Origin of the sequence: Novosphingobium sp. G106 (assembly GCF_019075875.1) — a bacterium.
Lineage (GTDB): Bacteria > Pseudomonadota > Alphaproteobacteria > Sphingomonadales > Sphingomonadaceae > Novosphingobium.
In genome coordinates, this window is sequence record NZ_JAHOOZ010000001.1 from 3,647,205 (window position 1) to 3,662,504 (window position 15,300).

A 15,300-nucleotide genomic window follows, 5' to 3' on the forward strand; every position below is an offset into this window, starting at 1 on the left:
TGGCGGCCAGTAGAGCCGGTTTTGCGGTGAAGCTGGGGCCGGATCAGAACAGCTCGAACTGGTAATCCGCCAGAGTCTGCGTGAGGTCGCGGCGGAAATCCCCGGCATAGTTACGGCCCCCGCAATAGCCCGTCTGCCAGACGCGGATCGACAAGGGCGAAGGCGCTAGGCGCAAAGTGCAGCCGTCGGGATCGGGCCCGTCCTGCGGGTTGGGCAGCGGCAGGCCGTTGGCGTCGCCCATCTTGGCCACCATGAAGTCTGGTCCGTCCCACAGTGCCGCGCGCTCCTCCTCGAGCGACATGACATTGGCATCGGGCAGCTTGAACACGCGCAGCGCAAAGCCGTTGGCCCGGCGCGGGTGGAGCAGCAGCTTGCGCCCGTCGGCCGCCAGGTAGACGCCGCTATGCTGATAGCTGCCGCTTTCGATGTCGTCGACGCGGCTGCGCAGCTCCTGCCGGATGCAGGCCTTGTCATCGAGCGTGCAACCACCGTTGTCATCGCGGCCGATCGCGCGGAAGGCCTGCAGCCAGGCTTGCTGGTCCTTGCGGACATAGGGAGCGATCGCGCCCTTCCACACGGTCAGTGCATTGGCATAGGCCGCGGCGATCCGCCCGTCGTAGTCGAGCATCTCGGGATCGGCGCAGATGATCTTGTCGAGCCGGCTTGTCGCCTTGGCGCAGTCTATGCCGCGCGCCTGCGCTGCCGGTGTCATGACCACGAGGCCGATTGCCACGCAGATCGCCTTCGCCAGACCGTTCCTCATGCTGCCAAGCCCCTTTGCTCAGCCCCACGCCTAGCAGGCTATTCCTACCGCAAACTTACACGTCGCGGCGCAGCAACAGCGAGCCCGCGACGTCGCCGCCACCGTTGGCGACCAGCGAAACGTTAAGTGGCTTCCCGATCTGCCGCTCGCCCGCCGCGCCGCGCAGCTGCAGCACGGCTTCGTGCAGGTGCCCCATGCCGTGCATCCGGCCTTCGGAAAGCTGGCCCCCGTTGGTGTTCATCGGCAGCTCGCCTTCGAGCGCGATCCGCCCGCCGCCTTCCACGAAGGCGCCCGATTCGCCCTCGCCGCAGAAACCCAGCGCTTCGAGCCAGGACAGCACCAGCCAGGAGAAGCCGTCGTAGATATGCGCGGAATCGACGTCCTTGGGCTTGAGGTCGGTGCGCCGCCACATCGCGGGCGCCGCATCGTGCATCGCCTGCCTGGGCCAGTCGCTCCGGCCGATCCACGAGCCCATGCGGTCGCACGAGGCCGTCGCCAAGGCTTCGAGCACGATCGGCGGGTGCGGCCTGTCGCGCGCGGTATCGAGCCGCGAGACGATGACCGCGGTGGCGCCGTCGCAGGGAATGTCGCAGTCGAGCACCGAGAACGGCGTCGCCACCAGTCGCGCCGACAGGTAATCGTCCATCGTGATCGGATCGCGATAGATCGCCTTGGGGTTGAGCCCGGCATTGTGCCGCTGGTTGATCGCCACCGCGCCCAGCTGCTCGCGGGTGATGCCGTAGCGCGTCATGTGCGCCGAGGCATGGCAGGCGAGCCAGATCGCGGCCGAGGGCGCGTAATAGGGCACCATCCATTCCATGCCGCCCGAAGGCACCCAGCCGCCTTTCGCGCTCGACAGCGTATAGTGCTGCGCCGACCGCTCGCCCAGCGAACGCCAGCAAAGGACGTGGGTCGCATAGCCCGCAGCGATGGCCGCCACGGCTTCCATGATCGGCGAAAGCTGCGCGGCCATGCCGGCATCGGACCAGTAGCTGAGCTTTAGGCCCAGGCTGGCGGACATATCGGCCACGCCCGCGGCGCCGACGCCGGTGACCGTGCCCGGCGGCGCCGGCGGCCAGGCACAGGCGCCGTCTATGTCCGAGGGTGTGAGGCCGGCATCGGCGATGGCCTTTTCGCAAGCGCGCACGGCCAGTTCGAACGGCAGGACGGTCGGCTTGCGGTAGATGTCCGACTGGCCGATCCCGGTGATCGCGCAGTTCTTTTCGGCATATGTCGTCATGACGGCCCCCCTCACGCCGCTTCGAACAAGGGGAGGAAGATGTCCCCGTGCTGCTCGAAGAACACCTTCACCGGCATGCCGACATGCACATCCTCGATCGGCGTGCGCGGCATGTTGGTCATCAGGCGGAGGTCGTGACGCTCGGCGAGTTCGATCACGGCGACGACATAGGGCACGGGCACATCGGGCAGCCAGGGCTGGTGGTTGACCGTGAACCCCGCCACTGTGCCGAGGCCAGACACGGGCTGCGGCGCGATCTCGGCCGAACCGCAAAGGGGGCAGCGCGCGGCATAGGGATGAATCCAGTGCTGATTGGCGCAGCGCAGGATGTGCAGATGCCCGTCGGCACCCCCGCACCAGAAATGCTGGTTCACCGCGGTGATGACCGGAAATGCCCGTTGCAGCTGCGCCATCGCTATCCTCTCCCGGTGCTCTTGTATTCCGGCGGATTCTCGCCAGTTGAGCAGTCGCCGGCATGTTCACTCCGATATCTTCGGCTGGCAAGCTTGGATGGAGACTTCGTGAGCAAACCGCGCCTGTTCGAGCCGCTGACTGTCGGCGGCAATACCCTCGCCAACCGCATCATCATCGCCCCCATGTGCCAATATTCGGCGGAGGGCGGCTGCATGACCGATTGGCACACGATCCACCTCGGCCACCTCGCGCTATCGGGCGCGGCGCTGCTGACGATCGAGGCGACCGCGGTCACCCCCGAAGGCCGCATTTCCTACGCCGACGTCGGCCTCTGGGACGATCGCACCGAGGCGGCGATGGCCGAGGTGCTGGCAAGCGTGCGGCGCCATTCGGACATGCCGATCGCAATCCAGCTCGCCCATGCCGGGCGCAAGGCCTCGACCGACCTGCCCTGGCAAGGCGGGAAGCAGTTGCCACCCGATCATGCCAACGGCTGGCAGACCCTTGCCCCCTCGGCGCGGGCCTTTGCTCAGGGCGAGAACCCGCCGCTCGCGCTCGACCGGGCCGCGATGGACGCCGTGCGCGATGCCTTCGCCACGGCGGCGGTGCGCGCCGCGCGGCTGGATCTCGCCGCGGTGCAGATCCACATGGCGCACGGCTATCTGCTGCATCAGTTCCTCTCGCCCCTGTCGAACCACCGTGACGACGAATATGGCGGCAGTCTCGAAAACCGCATGCGCTTCCCACTGGAAGTGTTCGACGCGGTGCGGGCGGCCTTTCCGGCCGACAAGCCGGTTACCGTGCGCGTCTCGGGCACCGACTGGGTCGAAGCCGGCTGGGACGAGGGACAGACGGTGACGCTGGCCAGGGCGCTCGAAGCGCGCGGCTGCTCGGCGATCCACGTCTCGAGCGGCGGGCTCGATCCGCGCCAGCATATTCCGGTGGGGCCGAGCTATCAGGTGCCGCTGGCGCGCGCGGTCAAGCAGGCGGTGGCGATGCCCGTGATCGCCGTGGGCCTGATCACCGATTTCGAGCAGGCCGAAGCGATCGTCGGCACCGGCGACGCCGATGCCATCGCACTGGCGCGCGGCATCCTCTACGATCCGCGCTGGCCCTGGCACGCCGCCGCCCATCTGGGCGCGCGGGTCGAGGCGCCGCCGCAATACCTGCGTTCGCAACCGCGTCAGCACCGGCACCTGTTCGATGTGGAGCACGACTGACGATTGCGCTGCATCCGCGCGGACCCTATATGCGCCCCGCGCGGGCATGGTGCCTGCAGGCTGCAGGAGGATGGAATGGACCGGAAGACGCGCTGAACCAGCCCGTCCCTGATTTTGCTTTCCAGTGTTTCCATGCCTCGTTTCCTGAACCTCGATTCCGTCTCGGCGGCCACGCCGTCGGGCCGCCTGCTGTTTTCCGGCCTCTCGCTGAGCTTCGGCGACGAGCGGACCGGGCTCGTCGGCCGCAACGGCTCGGGCAAGTCGACCTTGTTGCGCATGATCGAGGGCAAGGTCGCCCCGAGCGCGGGCACAGTCACCCGGACCGGCACCATCGGCATGCTGCGTCAGGCTCTGCTCGCGGGCGATGCCACGGCGGCCGATGCGCTGGGCGTCGCCGAGGCACTTGCCCGTATGGATCGCATCGAAGCAGGCCAGGGCAGCGACGACGACTTCGCCGAGGCCGACTGGACCCTGCTTGCGCGCATCACGGAGGCACTGGACAGCGCGGGGCTTCCACCCATCGCACTCGACCGCCCGCTCGCCAGCTTCAGCGGCGGTGAGCGGACGCGGATCGGCATTGCCCGCCTGCTGATCGACCCACCCGACCTGCTACTGCTCGACGAACCAACCAACAACCTCGACGCCGAAGGCCGCGCGGCGATCGCGGAACTGCTCGCAGGCTGGCGCGGCGCGGCGATTGTCGCCAGCCACGACCGCGAACTGCTGGAGGGCATGGACCGGATCGTTTCACTCGCGCCCACCGGCATCACCGTCCACGGCGGCGGCTGGTCGTCATGGGTTGCCGCCCGCGACGCTGCGCGCGAGGCTGCCGAGACCGAGCTCGACCGCGCCGGCCGCGACGCCCGGACCCAGACGCGCGAGGCCCAGGCGGCGCGCGAACGGCAGGCCCGGCGCGACAAGGCTGGCCGCACCTACGCCGCCAGCGGGTCGGCACCCAAGATCCTGCTCGGCCGCCAGAAGGAGCGTGCCGAGAATAGCGCGGGCCGCGGGGCCTCGCTGGCCGAGCGGCGCGGCGAGGAGAGCGCGGCGACACTCGTCGCGGCCCGTGCGCAGGTAGAGGTGGTCACACCTTTCACGATCGAGCTTCCCTCGTCGGGCCTGCCCGCCAATCGTGTGCTGGTCTCGTTCGACGACGTCTCGTGGGGGCCGGCGGACGAACCAATCATCCGCGATCTCTCGTTCACGATCACCGGGCCCGAGCGGATCGCCGTCATCGGGCGCAACGGAGCGGGCAAGACGTCGCTCATGCGGCTGATAGGTGGCGCATTGGCTGCCAAGTCCGGCACCGTGAAATCGGTGCCCGAACGCGCAGCGCTGCTCGATCAGGAAGTCGCCTTGCTCGACCGGAATGCCAGTATTCTGCGAAATATGCGTCGGCTCAACCCGGCGCTGACCGACAACCAGGCCCGCGCCGCGCTTGCCCGTTTCGCCTTCCGCAACGTCGACGCCGAAAAACCGGTTTCGGTGCTCAGCGGCGGCGAATCCCTGCGCGCTGGCCTCGCCTGTGTGCTGTCGGCATCACCGATGCCTCAACTGCTCCTGCTCGACGAACCGACCAATCACCTCGACATCGATTCGGTCGAAGTGATCGAAGCGGCGCTGCGCTCTTACGACGGCGCGATCCTGGCCGTGAGCCACGATCCGGCCTTTCTCGAAGCCATCGGCGTGACCCGGACGATCGAGCTCTAGTTCGGCTTGGCCTGCGCCACCACCGGCGGAAGGTCGGCCCAGCCGCCGCCCAGCGCCTTGAACAGGTCGACCCGCAGCGAGCCGAGCTGCTGGTCCGATGCGGCCAGCGCACTGCGCGCCGTGGTCAGCTCTCGCTGGGCATCGAGCTGGTCGATCAGGCCGATAGACCCCGCGCGAAACCGCTGATCCGCGAGCTTGTAGGCGGCATCGGCATGCTGCGCCGCCTCGCGCAGCCGCGCGTTCCGCTCACCTTCGGCAGCGTAGTAGGACAACGCCTGCTCGACCTCCTTGAGCGCGGTCAGCACGGTGCCGTCGAAAGTCGCGAGCGAGGCCCGGGTCGTCGCCTCCGCCTGATCGATCCGCGTCCGCCCTGCCAGCATACTGGGGAAGGACCACGACAGCAGCGGACCCAGTGCGAAGGTGAACGAATCCGAGCCGCGGACCTGGTCGTTGCGGAAGAAATTGCCCGATCCGCCCAGCGAGATCTGCGGATAGAGTTCGGCCGTGGTGACGCCGATCCGCGCCGTGTCGGCGGCCAGCTTGCGCTCGGCCTCGCGCACGTCGGGCCGGCGCGCGAGCAGCGCCTGGCCGTCGCCCACCGGGATCACCTGCAGCACCTTGGGCGCGCGCCGGCACTGCTGCGCCTCCTGAGGCACTTCGGACGGCGTCGCTCCGAGCAGCGCCGCGAGTTCGAACAGCGAGGCGCGGCGGCGGCCTTCGAGCGAGGGCAGTTCGGCGCGGACGTTGGCCAGCGCCGTGGCGGACCGCTCGGTATCGAGCCTTGCCGCTGCGCCGGCGCGCTCGCGCTCCTGCAGCAAGGTCAGCTGGCGGCCGGCGATGTCGGCCGACTGGCGCGCCACCTCGATGCTCTCGGCCAGAGCGCAGGCATCGACATAGGCGCGCGCAGTCTCCGCCGCGACGGTCAACGCGACGCGGTCGCGCGCGGCCTCGTCGGCCTGGGCATCAGCGCGGGTGGCTTCGACGGTCCGGCGCAGGCGGCCGAACAGGTCGATATCCCACTGGACGTCGATGCCGCCGTTATAGGACCATTGCGAGGCCCCGCCGCCTTGCTGGAAATTGCCGTTCCCGCCGCCGCCTTGCGAATTGCCGTACTGGGCGCTGCCGGTGGTTTGGCCTTGCGGCAGCAGATTGGCGCGCGCCTCACGCAGCACCGCCTGAGCCCGTTCCAGATTCGCGCGCGCGACGCGCAGGTCGGTATTGGCCGCGAGCGCGCGCTGGATCAGCGCATCGAGCGCAGGATCGTCGTAGAGCCGCCACCACTTGTCGTCGGCGGCCGCCGTGCTGGTCCCCGGCACAACGGTCTGGAAGGCGCCGGCGGCGGGCGGCGGGCTGGTGGGCCGCTTGTAATCGGGCCCGACCGCGCAGGCAGAAGCCAGCAGCGAAACGAGCAGTACGGCGGCCTTACGCATGGACCACCTCCGGTTCGTCGATGGTGACCTTCGACCGTTCGCTGTCGGCGGCGGCAGAGTGGTCGCGGGCGATGAAGCTGTAAACCGTCGGCAGCACGAACAGCGTGAACAGCGTGCCGATCAGCATGCCCATGACCACGACGATGCCGATGGCGAAGCGGCTCGACGCGCCAGCGCCGGCAGCAAAGATCAGCGGGATCAGGCCCGCGACCATCGCCGCGGTGGTCATCAGCACGGGCCGCATGCGCACCGAGGCCGCCTTGCGGATCGCGTCGATCCGGCTCAGCCCTTCGTTGTGCTGCATCTCGTTGGCGAAGGAGACCATGAGGATACCGTGCTTCGAGATGAGCCCGATCAAGGTGACGAGGCCGATCTGGGTGTAAATGTTGAGCGTGGTGAAGCCGAGATAGAGCGGCACCAGCGCGCCGCAGACCGCCAGCGGCACGGTCACCAGGATGACCAGCGGATCGCGGAAGCTTTCGAACTGCGCGGCAAGCACGAGGAAGATGACGACCAGCGCGAAGCCGAACGACACGGTCAGCGCGTTGCCCTCATAGACATACTGCCGGCTGTCGGAGAGCCAGTCGACCTCGAAGCCTGCGGGCAGTTTCTGCGATTGCAGGAAGGCCACGGCCTGGCCCATCGTCGTGCCCGGCGCGAGGATGGCCGAGAGCGTCGCCGAATTCATCTGATTGTACTGCGGCAGCATGTTGGCCTGCGGTCGCATGTCGACTTTGACCACGGTCGAGAGCGGCACGAGCCCGCCCGACTGCGTCTTGACGTAGAAGCGGCCGAGGCTGTCGGGCGTCAGCCGGCGATTCTGCGGCACCTGGGCGATGACGTCGTAGGAACGGTCGTAGTAGTTGAAGCGGTTGATGTAGTTCTCACCCACCAAGGTGGCCAGCGTGCCCGAGATCGCGTCCATCGTCACGCCCAGCTCGCCCGCCTTGGCGCGGTCGATCGTGATCCGCGCCTCGGGGCTGTCGAAAGCGAGGTCGCTGTCGACGAAGGCGAACAGGCCGCTGCCCCAGGCGGCGCCCTTGATCGCTTCCATCTGCTGGTAGATCTCGCTGAAATCGGCGGACGAGCGGATCACCATCTGCACGGGCAGACCGCCGCTGCCGGCGGGCAGCGAGGGCGGCTGGAAGGCCGCGGCGAAAACGCCGGTCAGGCCGCCGCCCTTCTGGTTGAGCTCGGCCTGGATCTGCGCGGCGCTGCGCTCGCGCTGGTCCCAGTCCTTGAGGATAATGCCGCCGAAGCCGGTGTTGCCCGGCCCCGAGCCGAACCATGAACTGCGGTATTCCTTCTGGTCGTGGAAAATCTTGTCCATCTCGCTGGCATAGCGGACGGTATAGTCGACGCTGGCGTACTGTGGGCCCTTGAGCTGGGTGAAAATGACGCCCTGGTCCTCCTCGGGCGCGAGCTCGCGCTGCGCGCCGGTGAACAGTATGACGATGCCCGCCAGCACAGCCAGCCCCGCCAGCAACACCGCGCCGCGCATCGACAGCGCCTTGCCGAGCAGGTGCTCGTAGCGCCGCGTCACGCCCTCCATGTTCGCTTCGATCTTGCGCGACAGCTTGCCGCTGCTCACCGCATCGTTGAGCAGGTAGCTGCTCATCATCGGCGACAAGGTCAGCGCGACCACGCCCGAGACGATGACCGCCCCCGCCAGGGTGAACGAGAACTCGCGGAACAGCGCGCCGGTCAGGCCGCCCATGAGGCCGATCGGCGCATAGACCGCCGCCAGCGTGATCGTCATGGCAATGACCGGGCCGACGATCTCGCGCGCGCCCACGAGCGCGGCCTTGATCGGCGACAGACCTTCCTCGATGTGGCGGTGGATGTTCTCGACCACGACGATCGCATCGTCGACGACGAGGCCGATCGCGAGAACCATGGCGAGCAGGGTCAGCAGGTTGATCGAAAAGCCGAAAGCCAGCATCAGGGCTGCGGTACCGACCAGCGAAAGCGGGATCGTGATGACCGGGATGATCACCGCGCGCAGCGAGCCGAGGAACAGGAAGATCACGATTACGACGATCACGATCGCCTCGACCAGCGTCGACTGCACTTCCTCGATCGAGGCATTGACGAAGTGGGCGACATCGAACTGGTTGAACACCTTGGTGCCCGGCGGCGCGACGCGCTCGATGCCCGGCAGCAGCTTGTTGATCGCAGCAACGATCTCCAGCGGATTGCCGTCGGGCGTGGGTGAAATCGCCAGGAACACTGCGGGCTTGCCGCTGCTCATCGCGTTGCTGTCGTAGTTCTGGCCGCCGATCTCGACCGTGGCCACGTCGGCCAGCCGAACGATCGAGTTGCCCGTGGTCTTGATCACCATCGCGCGAAAATCGTCGACGCCGCGAAGGTCGGTCGAGGCGGTGATGTTGATTGCGGTACGCGCGCCCTTGAGCTGGCCGGGGGCAGACTGGACGTTATTGGCGCGCAGCGCCTCGGCCACTTCGCCCGCCGAGATGCCGCGCGCGGTCAGCTTGTCGGGATCGAGCCAGATGCGCATCGCCAGGATCTGCTGGCCGCCCATCTCGACCTTGCCGACACCGGGTACCGAAGTGAACAGCGGCTCGGCAACGCGGCTGGCGAAGTCGGTGAGCTGCGGGATCGACAGCTTGGGGTTCTGGAAGGTGATGTACTGGACCGCGGCGACGCCGTCGGTGATCTTGTTGATCACCGGGTCGGTCGCGCCGGGCGGCAGGCGGTTCTTGACCTGCTGCACGCGCGCCAGGATCTCGGTCATCGAGCGGTCGGCATTGGCGTTGAGCACGAGCTTGGCCGTGACCGTGCTCATGCCCTGGCTTGAAGTCGAGGTCAGGTATTCGATGCCGTTCGCCGTCGCGATCGCCTGGCTGATCGGCGTGGTGACGAAACCCTGCATCACCTCCTGCGTCGCGCCCGGATAGGACGTCGTGACGACGATCGACGCGCTTTCCATGTTCGGATATTCGCGCGTGTTCAGCATGAACAGTGAGGCGCCGCCGACCAGCAGGATCAGCAGGCTGACGACGATCGCCAGGATCGGGCTGCGGATGAAGCGGTCGGTGAAATGCATGGGCTCAGCCCCCGCTGGCGGGGATCAGCCGCGAGACGCGCAGGTTTGCGCCCGGCTGGACGCGGAGCTGGCCTTCGGTGACGACGACGTCGCCGGCCTTGATGCCGCTGGTGACGACAACGGAGTCGCCGAAACGGCGCCCGGTCTTGACCGCGACCGGCTCGGCCTTGCCCTCGCTGCGGGCCTTGGTGCCCCGAATCGCCATGATGCTTTCGCCTTGGGCCGAAGTCATGATCGCGGTGACGGGCACGACCAGCGTTCCCTCGATCGGTGCAAGAGTCAACGCCGCGGTGATGTACATGCCGGGGCGCAGCGCCTTGTCGGGATTGGCCAGGGTGGCCTGGACCCAGATGTTGCGGCTCTTGTCGTCGACGCGCGGCTCGACCGTGGTGACGCGCGCGGTGAAGGTGCGGCCCGGCCAGGCATCGGACGTGACACGCACTTCGCTGCCGGGCTGGAGCTTGGACAGTTCCTGCTGCGGCACGGTGAAATCGACGAACAGCTGGTCGAGCGCGGTCAGCGAAGCGATCTGATCGCCGGGATTGAGATATTGCCCGAGGTTGACCTGGCGCACGCCGATCTGCCCGGCGAAAGGCGCGGCGACGCGCTTCTGCACGAGCCGCGCATCGAGCTGGCGCACCGCGGCGATCGCCTGGTCGTATTCGGCCTGGCGCTGCTGCAGCGTCTCGCGCGATTCCGCGCCGCTCGGCGCAAGCTGGCGCGAGCGGGCCAGCTGCAGGCGGGCGAATTCAGCCTTGGCGGCGGCGGCCTGGCGGTCGGCGCGCTCGGGTCCGTCGTACAGCTGGACCAAGGTCGCACCGGCGCCGACGTACTGGCCGCCGGTGAAGCCCAGCGAGGAGACCCGCCCAGCCACTTCGGGGGCCAGCATGACCTCGCGCACGGCGCGCAGCGAGCCGACGGCTTCGAGCGCCGAGGGAACGCGAGTCGGGCCGACGACCGTGGCGACGACCGAAGTCGGCGGCGGTGCGGATTGCGGCGGCGGGGCCGTGCGCCACGCGCGCCAGAGGAACAGAAGTACGAAGATCGCCACGACGGCAACGACCACGATGATCGCCGGCCGCAGGTTTCGGCGCTGCGCGCCTTCGTCGTGCTCCGCTACCGCTACCTCATCGCCCGACATGGCCGGATTGCCCCTGCATGCATTAATCGACTGCCGGTCGATTATTGATGTTGCAGTGCAAGGTCAAATGCAATTTGTTCGCACAGCGGAGGCAAAAAGCGTATTGTGACTGCAATGCCACCACTGCCGACAACGCTTAGCCGCCCTTCCCGCCTCGCCGGCGCCCCGCCCGGACCACGCCAACGCGACCTGCGCCTCGCCAGCCTGCTCGATGCCGCCGCGGCGCTCTTCGTCGAGAAAGGCGTCATGGCGACCAGCATCGAGGACATCGCCGAGCGCGCCGGAGTCGCGAAGAGCACGTTCTACCACTATTTCCACGACCGCGCCGCCATGCTCGAAGCCTTGCGCGGGCGTTATTCGCAGCGCTTCTCGGACCTCGTCGACGCGGCAATGGATGCCTGTGCTCCGCAGGACTGGGACGCCCGCCTCGCCGCCTGGACCCATGCGACGGTCGACGAATATCTCGCGACCTATCTGCTCCACGATGCGATCTTCCATGATCCCGAAGTCTGCCAGCGCTGCGTGATCAGCGAGGAGGCCTTCGTCGTCAGTCTCGCTGCGCTGCTGCGCCGGGGCGCCGAAGCCGGGGCCTGGTCGATCGAGGAGCCGGTGACCTGCGCTGCCTTCATGTTCCACGGGCTGCACGGCCTGCTCGACGAAGCGATCGCCAAGGACGAAGGCGCAGCTTCGCTCGCCCAGCGCGTCACGCGGCTGTTCGGGCAGATGGTGCGGCGCTGAACCTCAGGCGCTCGCCGCCACGATCTCGCAAACGACACCGTCGGGCAGGAAGCGGAGCTCGACCTGCCGCACGCCGCCCGAAGGCTTGAGCAGCCGCGTTCCCATTCCGCGCCGCGTCGGTTGGGCCACGGGCGGACCGCCGATTTCCTTCCAGGTGAGCCGGTACTCGCCTTCCTCGTCGCCGGGCTGCCAGGTAACCTCCACCTTGCCGCCTGCGGCCGACAGCGCGCCGTACTTGCTGGCATTGGTCCCAAGCTCGTGAAGCGCCATCATCAACGGCGTGCAGGCATTGCGCGACACCGCCCAGTCGGGACCCGAGGTATCGAACTGCTGGATCGCGAAAGGCGCAATGGCGGCATCGACCAGATCGTCGATCCGGCATGACTTGAGCGCACCGAAGCGCAGCAATTCGTTGGCCTTGGCGAGCGAACCCAGGCGGCCGGCGAGCATCTCGTAGAATTCCGCGGGGTCGGTCGCCTTCGATGCCTGCGACGCGAGCGCGCGCATCATCTGCAGCGAATTCTTGGTTCGATGCTGGAGCTCACGGTTGAAATCATCGCTTTGCCCCGCGCGCTCGGCGAGTTCGAGGACCGAGTTTCGCAGCACCTCCCCGACGGCGACCATGGTCGCCGCAGAGACCGCGAAGAGCACGAGAATGACCACCTCGCCGACCGTGACCGCGAAGGAAAATTGCGGCGGCAGGAACACCGCCCATCCGACGATGCCGCTGCCCACCGCGGTCACCGCGCCCCAGCGCCAGCCGAGATAGGTCGCGATCATCTGGATCGCGGGGAAATAAAGGATGAAGGGCGCGCCATAGGCGCCGCGGTCGATGAACCAGCGCATCAGCGTAGGAATGGCTACGGCCAACGTAGCTCGGACAAGGCCTTCGCCGAACGACGGATGGGCTTTGATGGCCCGCGTGATGAAGCCTAGGCCTGCTGTTCTCATAGTCTCCCCGCCCTCACATGTTTCCGTGCGGGCGGGGAGAGAGTCAATGCCGAGAAGTACTGGGGCCGATAAGTACCGGGGTAGTTGCCCCCGCCTCAAGCGAGCTCCATCACGTCGGTGCGGATGAGGTGGTCGAAGGCCGAGAGCGAGGCCTTGGAGCCTTCGCCCATGGCGATGACGATCTGCTTGTAGGGCACGGTGGTGACATCGCCCGCCGCGAAGATCCCGGGCACGCTGGTCGCCCCCCGCGCATCGATTTCGATCTCGCCGCGCCCCGACAGCGCGACGGCGCCGTCGAGCCACTCCGTATTGGGGATCAGGCCGATCTGGACGAAGATGCCTTCCAGCTCGACGAGATGCTCCTGCTCGGAATTGCGGTCGCGATAGCGCAGGCCGACGACCTTCTCGCCGTCGCCGAGCACTTCGGTGGTCAGCGCCGAGGTGATCACGGTGACATTGGGCAGGCTGCGCAGCTTGGCCTGGAGCACGGCATCGGCGCGCAGCTGGCTGTCGAACTCGATCAGCGTGACATGGGCGGTGATGCCCGCGAGGTCGATCGCCGCCTCGACGCCCGAGTTGCCGCCACCGATCACCGCGGTGCGCTTGCCCTTGAACAGCGGGCCGTCGCAGTGCGGGCAATAGGCGACGCCGCGGTTGCGGTACGCGTCCTCGCCGGGCACGCCCATCTGCCGCCAGCGCGCGCCGGTCGAGAGGATGACCGTCCGCGCCTTGAGGCTGGCGCCGCTTTCCAGACGCACTTCGTGCAGCCCCCCTACGCCCTTGGCCGGGATCAGCTCGACCGCCTTCTGCAGGTTCATCACGTCGACTTCGTAGTCCTTGACGTGCTGCTCGAGCGCGATCGCCAGCTTGGGCCCTTCGGTGTGGCTGACCGAGATGAAGTTCTCGATTCCCAGGGTATCGAGCACCTGGCCACCGAAGCGCTCGGCCGCGACACCAGTGCGGATACCCTTGCGAGCGGCATAGATCGCCGCCGCCGCACCGGCGGGCCCTCCACCGACGACGAGCACGTCGAAGGGATCCTTGGCTGCGATCTTCTCGGCCGCGCGCTGGGTCGCGCCGGTGTCGAGCTTGGCCATGATCTGCGCGAGGTCCATGCGGCCCTGACCGAAGACCTCGCCGTTGAGGAAGACCATCGGCACGGCCATGACCTTGCGGCGATCGACTTCTTCCTGGAACAGCGCGCCGTCGATCGCAACGTGGCTGACGTTCGGGTTCAGCGCCGCCATGATGTTCAGCGCCTGCACCACGTCGGGGCAGTTCTGGCACGACAGCGAGAAGAAGGTCTCGAAGTGGAATTCGCCTTCGAGCGCGCGGACGCTGTCCAGCAGTTCGGCTTCTTCCTTCGGCGGGTGACCACCGACATGGAGCAGCGCGAGGATCAGCGAGGTAAACTCGTGGCCCATCGGCAGGCCGGCGAAGACAGCCTCGGCGCGCCCTTCGTCGGCGCGGATCGCGAAGGAGGGTTTGCGGGCATCGGCGCCGTCGAAGCGCGCGGAGACCTTGTCCGACTGCGCCGCGATCTCTTCGACCAGGCTGCGCATCTCGGCCGACTTGGCGCTGTCGTCGAGACTGGCGACGAGCTCGATCGGACGGCGCAGGTTGCCGAGATAGGCCTTGAGCTGGCCGGTGGTGGCTTCATCGAGAATGGGCATGACGGGCCTTTCTGGACATGAGGGGGCGATCCGCCGCTCGGGGCGACGGAGAAGGGGAAATGGTGCTGAAGCGGTTCCGGTTCGGATCGCGGAGGGCAATCGGAAGCGGAACGGCTCTGGCCGCGAAGGGTGGCCGGGCGCCGAAACGCCCGGCCGGTAGCCTCATCAGATCTTGCCGACGAGGTCGATCGAGGGCGCGAGGGTCTCGGCGCCTTCTTCCCACTTCGCGGGGCAGACCTGGCCCGGGTGCTCGCGCCAGTACTTGGCGGCCTTGATCTTGCGCAGCAGCTCGGCGGCGTTGCGACCCACGCCCTCGGGGGTGATCTCGACGAGCTGGATCGTGCCGTCGGGATCGGTGACGAAGGTCGCGCGGTCGGCCAGGCCGACGCCTTCGCGCAGCACGCCGAAGTTGTTGCTCAGCGTGTGGTTCTGGTCACCGAGCATGTAGTAGTTGATCTTGCCAATCGCCGGCGAGGTGTCGTGCCAGGCCTTGTGGCTGAAATGCGTGTCGGTGGAGACCGAATAGACCTCGACGCCCAGCTTCTGCAGCTCGGGGTACACGTCGGCCAGGTCTTCCAGCTCGGTCGGGCAGACGAAGGTGAAGTCGGCCGGATAGAAGAAGAAGACGGCCCACTTATCCTTAACCGTTTCCTCGGTGATGCCATCGACGAACTTGCCCTGATGGAAGGCGGTGGCGTTGAACGGCTTAAGCTTGCTTCCGACGATACCCATGTAAAATTCTCCAGTTGGCTCGGGTTTGAAACTGACCGAGCCTAACTAGGGTGCCGGGGCACTGATCGCTAATGGGAATTGTTAGCATCATTGATCGGATCAGCCGATTAATGAGAAGTCCGGTGAGCGAAAAAAGCGAACAGGCCGGATCGTCCCGCACATAGGCGATGCGGCACCGGCTTTCAACCTTCATCGTTACAATCGGCAGTTAAGTCGGTTTC

12 protein-coding genes are annotated in these 15,300 nt (G+C 67.2%); 3 read left to right on the forward strand and 9 right to left on the reverse strand.

What is annotated here, in order from left to right; translation table 11 throughout:
• Positions 1 to 43: 43 nt before the first annotated feature.
• The 3 genes from KRR38_RS17435 to KRR38_RS17445 are packed head-to-tail and all read right to left on the reverse strand — an operon-like array spanning position 44 to position 2,416.
• The gene (locus KRR38_RS17435; protein WP_217403951.1) at positions 44 to 763 is read right to left on the reverse strand and encodes a lysozyme inhibitor LprI family protein; all 720 of its coding nucleotides are present in this window, start codon (positions 761 to 763) and stop codon (positions 44 to 46) included.
• Between the two features lie 55 nt (positions 764 to 818).
• Positions 819 to 2,003, reverse strand: coding sequence for a thiolase family protein (locus KRR38_RS17440; RefSeq protein WP_217403953.1), 1,185 nt, complete (start codon positions 2,001 to 2,003; stop codon positions 819 to 821).
• 11 nt (positions 2,004 to 2,014) lie between these two features.
• Positions 2,015 to 2,416, reverse strand: coding sequence for a Zn-ribbon domain-containing OB-fold protein (locus KRR38_RS17445; RefSeq protein ID WP_217403955.1), 402 nt, complete (start codon positions 2,414 to 2,416; stop codon positions 2,015 to 2,017).
• A gap of 108 nt (positions 2,417 to 2,524) precedes the next feature.
• Here KRR38_RS17445 and KRR38_RS17450 point away from each other — a divergent pair, with 108 nt between their 5' ends.
• Entirely contained in the window at positions 2,525 to 3,637 is a 1,113-nt protein-coding gene (locus KRR38_RS17450; RefSeq protein WP_217403957.1) for an NADH:flavin oxidoreductase/NADH oxidase, read from the forward strand.
• A gap of 132 nt (positions 3,638 to 3,769) precedes the next feature.
• Positions 3,770 to 5,347 carry an ABC-F family ATP-binding cassette domain-containing protein gene (locus KRR38_RS17455; RefSeq protein ID WP_217403959.1) on the forward strand — a complete coding sequence of 526 codons (1,578 nt, stop codon included), beginning with the start codon at positions 3,770 to 3,772 and terminating at the stop codon, positions 5,345 to 5,347.
• Here the strand turns inward: KRR38_RS17455 and KRR38_RS17460 are convergent.
• Genes KRR38_RS17460 through KRR38_RS17470 form a run of 3 tightly spaced genes read right to left on the reverse strand, consistent with a single transcriptional unit; the run spans position 5,344 to position 10,985 of the window.
• Entirely contained in the window at positions 5,344 to 6,777 is a 1,434-nt protein-coding gene (locus KRR38_RS17460) for an efflux transporter outer membrane subunit (protein WP_217403961.1), read from the reverse strand. The genes KRR38_RS17455 and KRR38_RS17460 overlap by 4 nt on opposite strands.
• On the reverse strand, positions 6,770 to 9,844 hold the full coding sequence (locus KRR38_RS17465; RefSeq protein WP_217403964.1) for an efflux RND transporter permease subunit: 3,075 nt from the start codon (positions 9,842 to 9,844) through the stop codon (positions 6,770 to 6,772). The genes KRR38_RS17460 and KRR38_RS17465 overlap by 8 nt, the downstream gene beginning before the upstream one ends.
• Before the next feature lie 4 nt (positions 9,845 to 9,848).
• Positions 9,849 to 10,985, reverse strand: coding sequence for an efflux RND transporter periplasmic adaptor subunit (locus tag KRR38_RS17470; protein ID WP_217403966.1), 1,137 nt, complete (start codon positions 10,983 to 10,985; stop codon positions 9,849 to 9,851).
• Positions 10,986 to 11,099: 114 nt separating this feature from the next.
• Here KRR38_RS17470 and KRR38_RS17475 point away from each other — a divergent pair, with 114 nt between their 5' ends.
• Entirely contained in the window at positions 11,100 to 11,723 is a 624-nt protein-coding gene (locus tag KRR38_RS17475; protein WP_254515475.1) for a TetR/AcrR family transcriptional regulator, read from the forward strand.
• 3 nt (positions 11,724 to 11,726) lie between these two features.
• Here the strand turns inward: KRR38_RS17475 and KRR38_RS17480 are convergent, their stop codons facing one another.
• From KRR38_RS17480 to ahpC, 3 genes are all read right to left on the reverse strand, one after another.
• The gene (locus KRR38_RS17480; RefSeq protein WP_217403970.1) at positions 11,727 to 12,674 is read right to left on the reverse strand and encodes a sensor histidine kinase; all 948 of its coding nucleotides are present in this window, start codon (positions 12,672 to 12,674) and stop codon (positions 11,727 to 11,729) included.
• A 95-nt stretch (positions 12,675 to 12,769) separates the two neighbouring features.
• Entirely contained in the window at positions 12,770 to 14,347 is a 1,578-nt protein-coding gene (gene ahpF / locus KRR38_RS17485; RefSeq protein ID WP_217403972.1) for an alkyl hydroperoxide reductase subunit F, read from the reverse strand.
• 165 nt (positions 14,348 to 14,512) lie between these two features.
• Entirely contained in the window at positions 14,513 to 15,079 is a 567-nt protein-coding gene (gene ahpC / locus KRR38_RS17490; protein ID WP_217403974.1) for an alkyl hydroperoxide reductase subunit C, read from the reverse strand.
• Positions 15,080 to 15,300 lie beyond the last annotated feature (221 nt).

Coding starts and splice junctions, on each gene's coding strand:
- KRR38_RS17475 (WP_254515475.1), top strand. CDS start 11,100: ATGCCACCACTGCCGACAACGCTTAGCCGCCCTTCCCGCCTCGCCGGC.
- KRR38_RS17435 (WP_217403951.1), bottom strand. CDS start 763: ATGAGGAACGGTCTGGCGAAGGCGATCTGCGTGGCAATCGGCCTCGTG.
- KRR38_RS17460 (WP_217403961.1), bottom strand. CDS start 6,777: ATGCGTAAGGCCGCCGTACTGCTCGTTTCGCTGCTGGCTTCTGCCTGC.
- KRR38_RS17455 (WP_217403959.1), top strand. CDS start 3,770: ATGCCTCGTTTCCTGAACCTCGATTCCGTCTCGGCGGCCACGCCGTCG.
- ahpC (WP_217403974.1), bottom strand. CDS start 15,079: ATGGGTATCGTCGGAAGCAAGCTTAAGCCGTTCAACGCCACCGCCTTC.
- ahpF (WP_217403972.1), bottom strand. CDS start 14,347: ATGCCCATTCTCGATGAAGCCACCACCGGCCAGCTCAAGGCCTATCTC.
- KRR38_RS17440 (WP_217403953.1), bottom strand. CDS start 2,003: ATGACGACATATGCCGAAAAGAACTGCGCGATCACCGGGATCGGCCAG.
- KRR38_RS17480 (WP_217403970.1), bottom strand. CDS start 12,674: ATGAGAACAGCAGGCCTAGGCTTCATCACGCGGGCCATCAAAGCCCAT.
- KRR38_RS17445 (WP_217403955.1), bottom strand. CDS start 2,416: ATGGCGCAGCTGCAACGGGCATTTCCGGTCATCACCGCGGTGAACCAG.
- KRR38_RS17465 (WP_217403964.1), bottom strand. CDS start 9,844: ATGCATTTCACCGACCGCTTCATCCGCAGCCCGATCCTGGCGATCGTC.
- KRR38_RS17470 (WP_217403966.1), bottom strand. CDS start 10,985: ATGTCGGGCGATGAGGTAGCGGTAGCGGAGCACGACGAAGGCGCGCAG.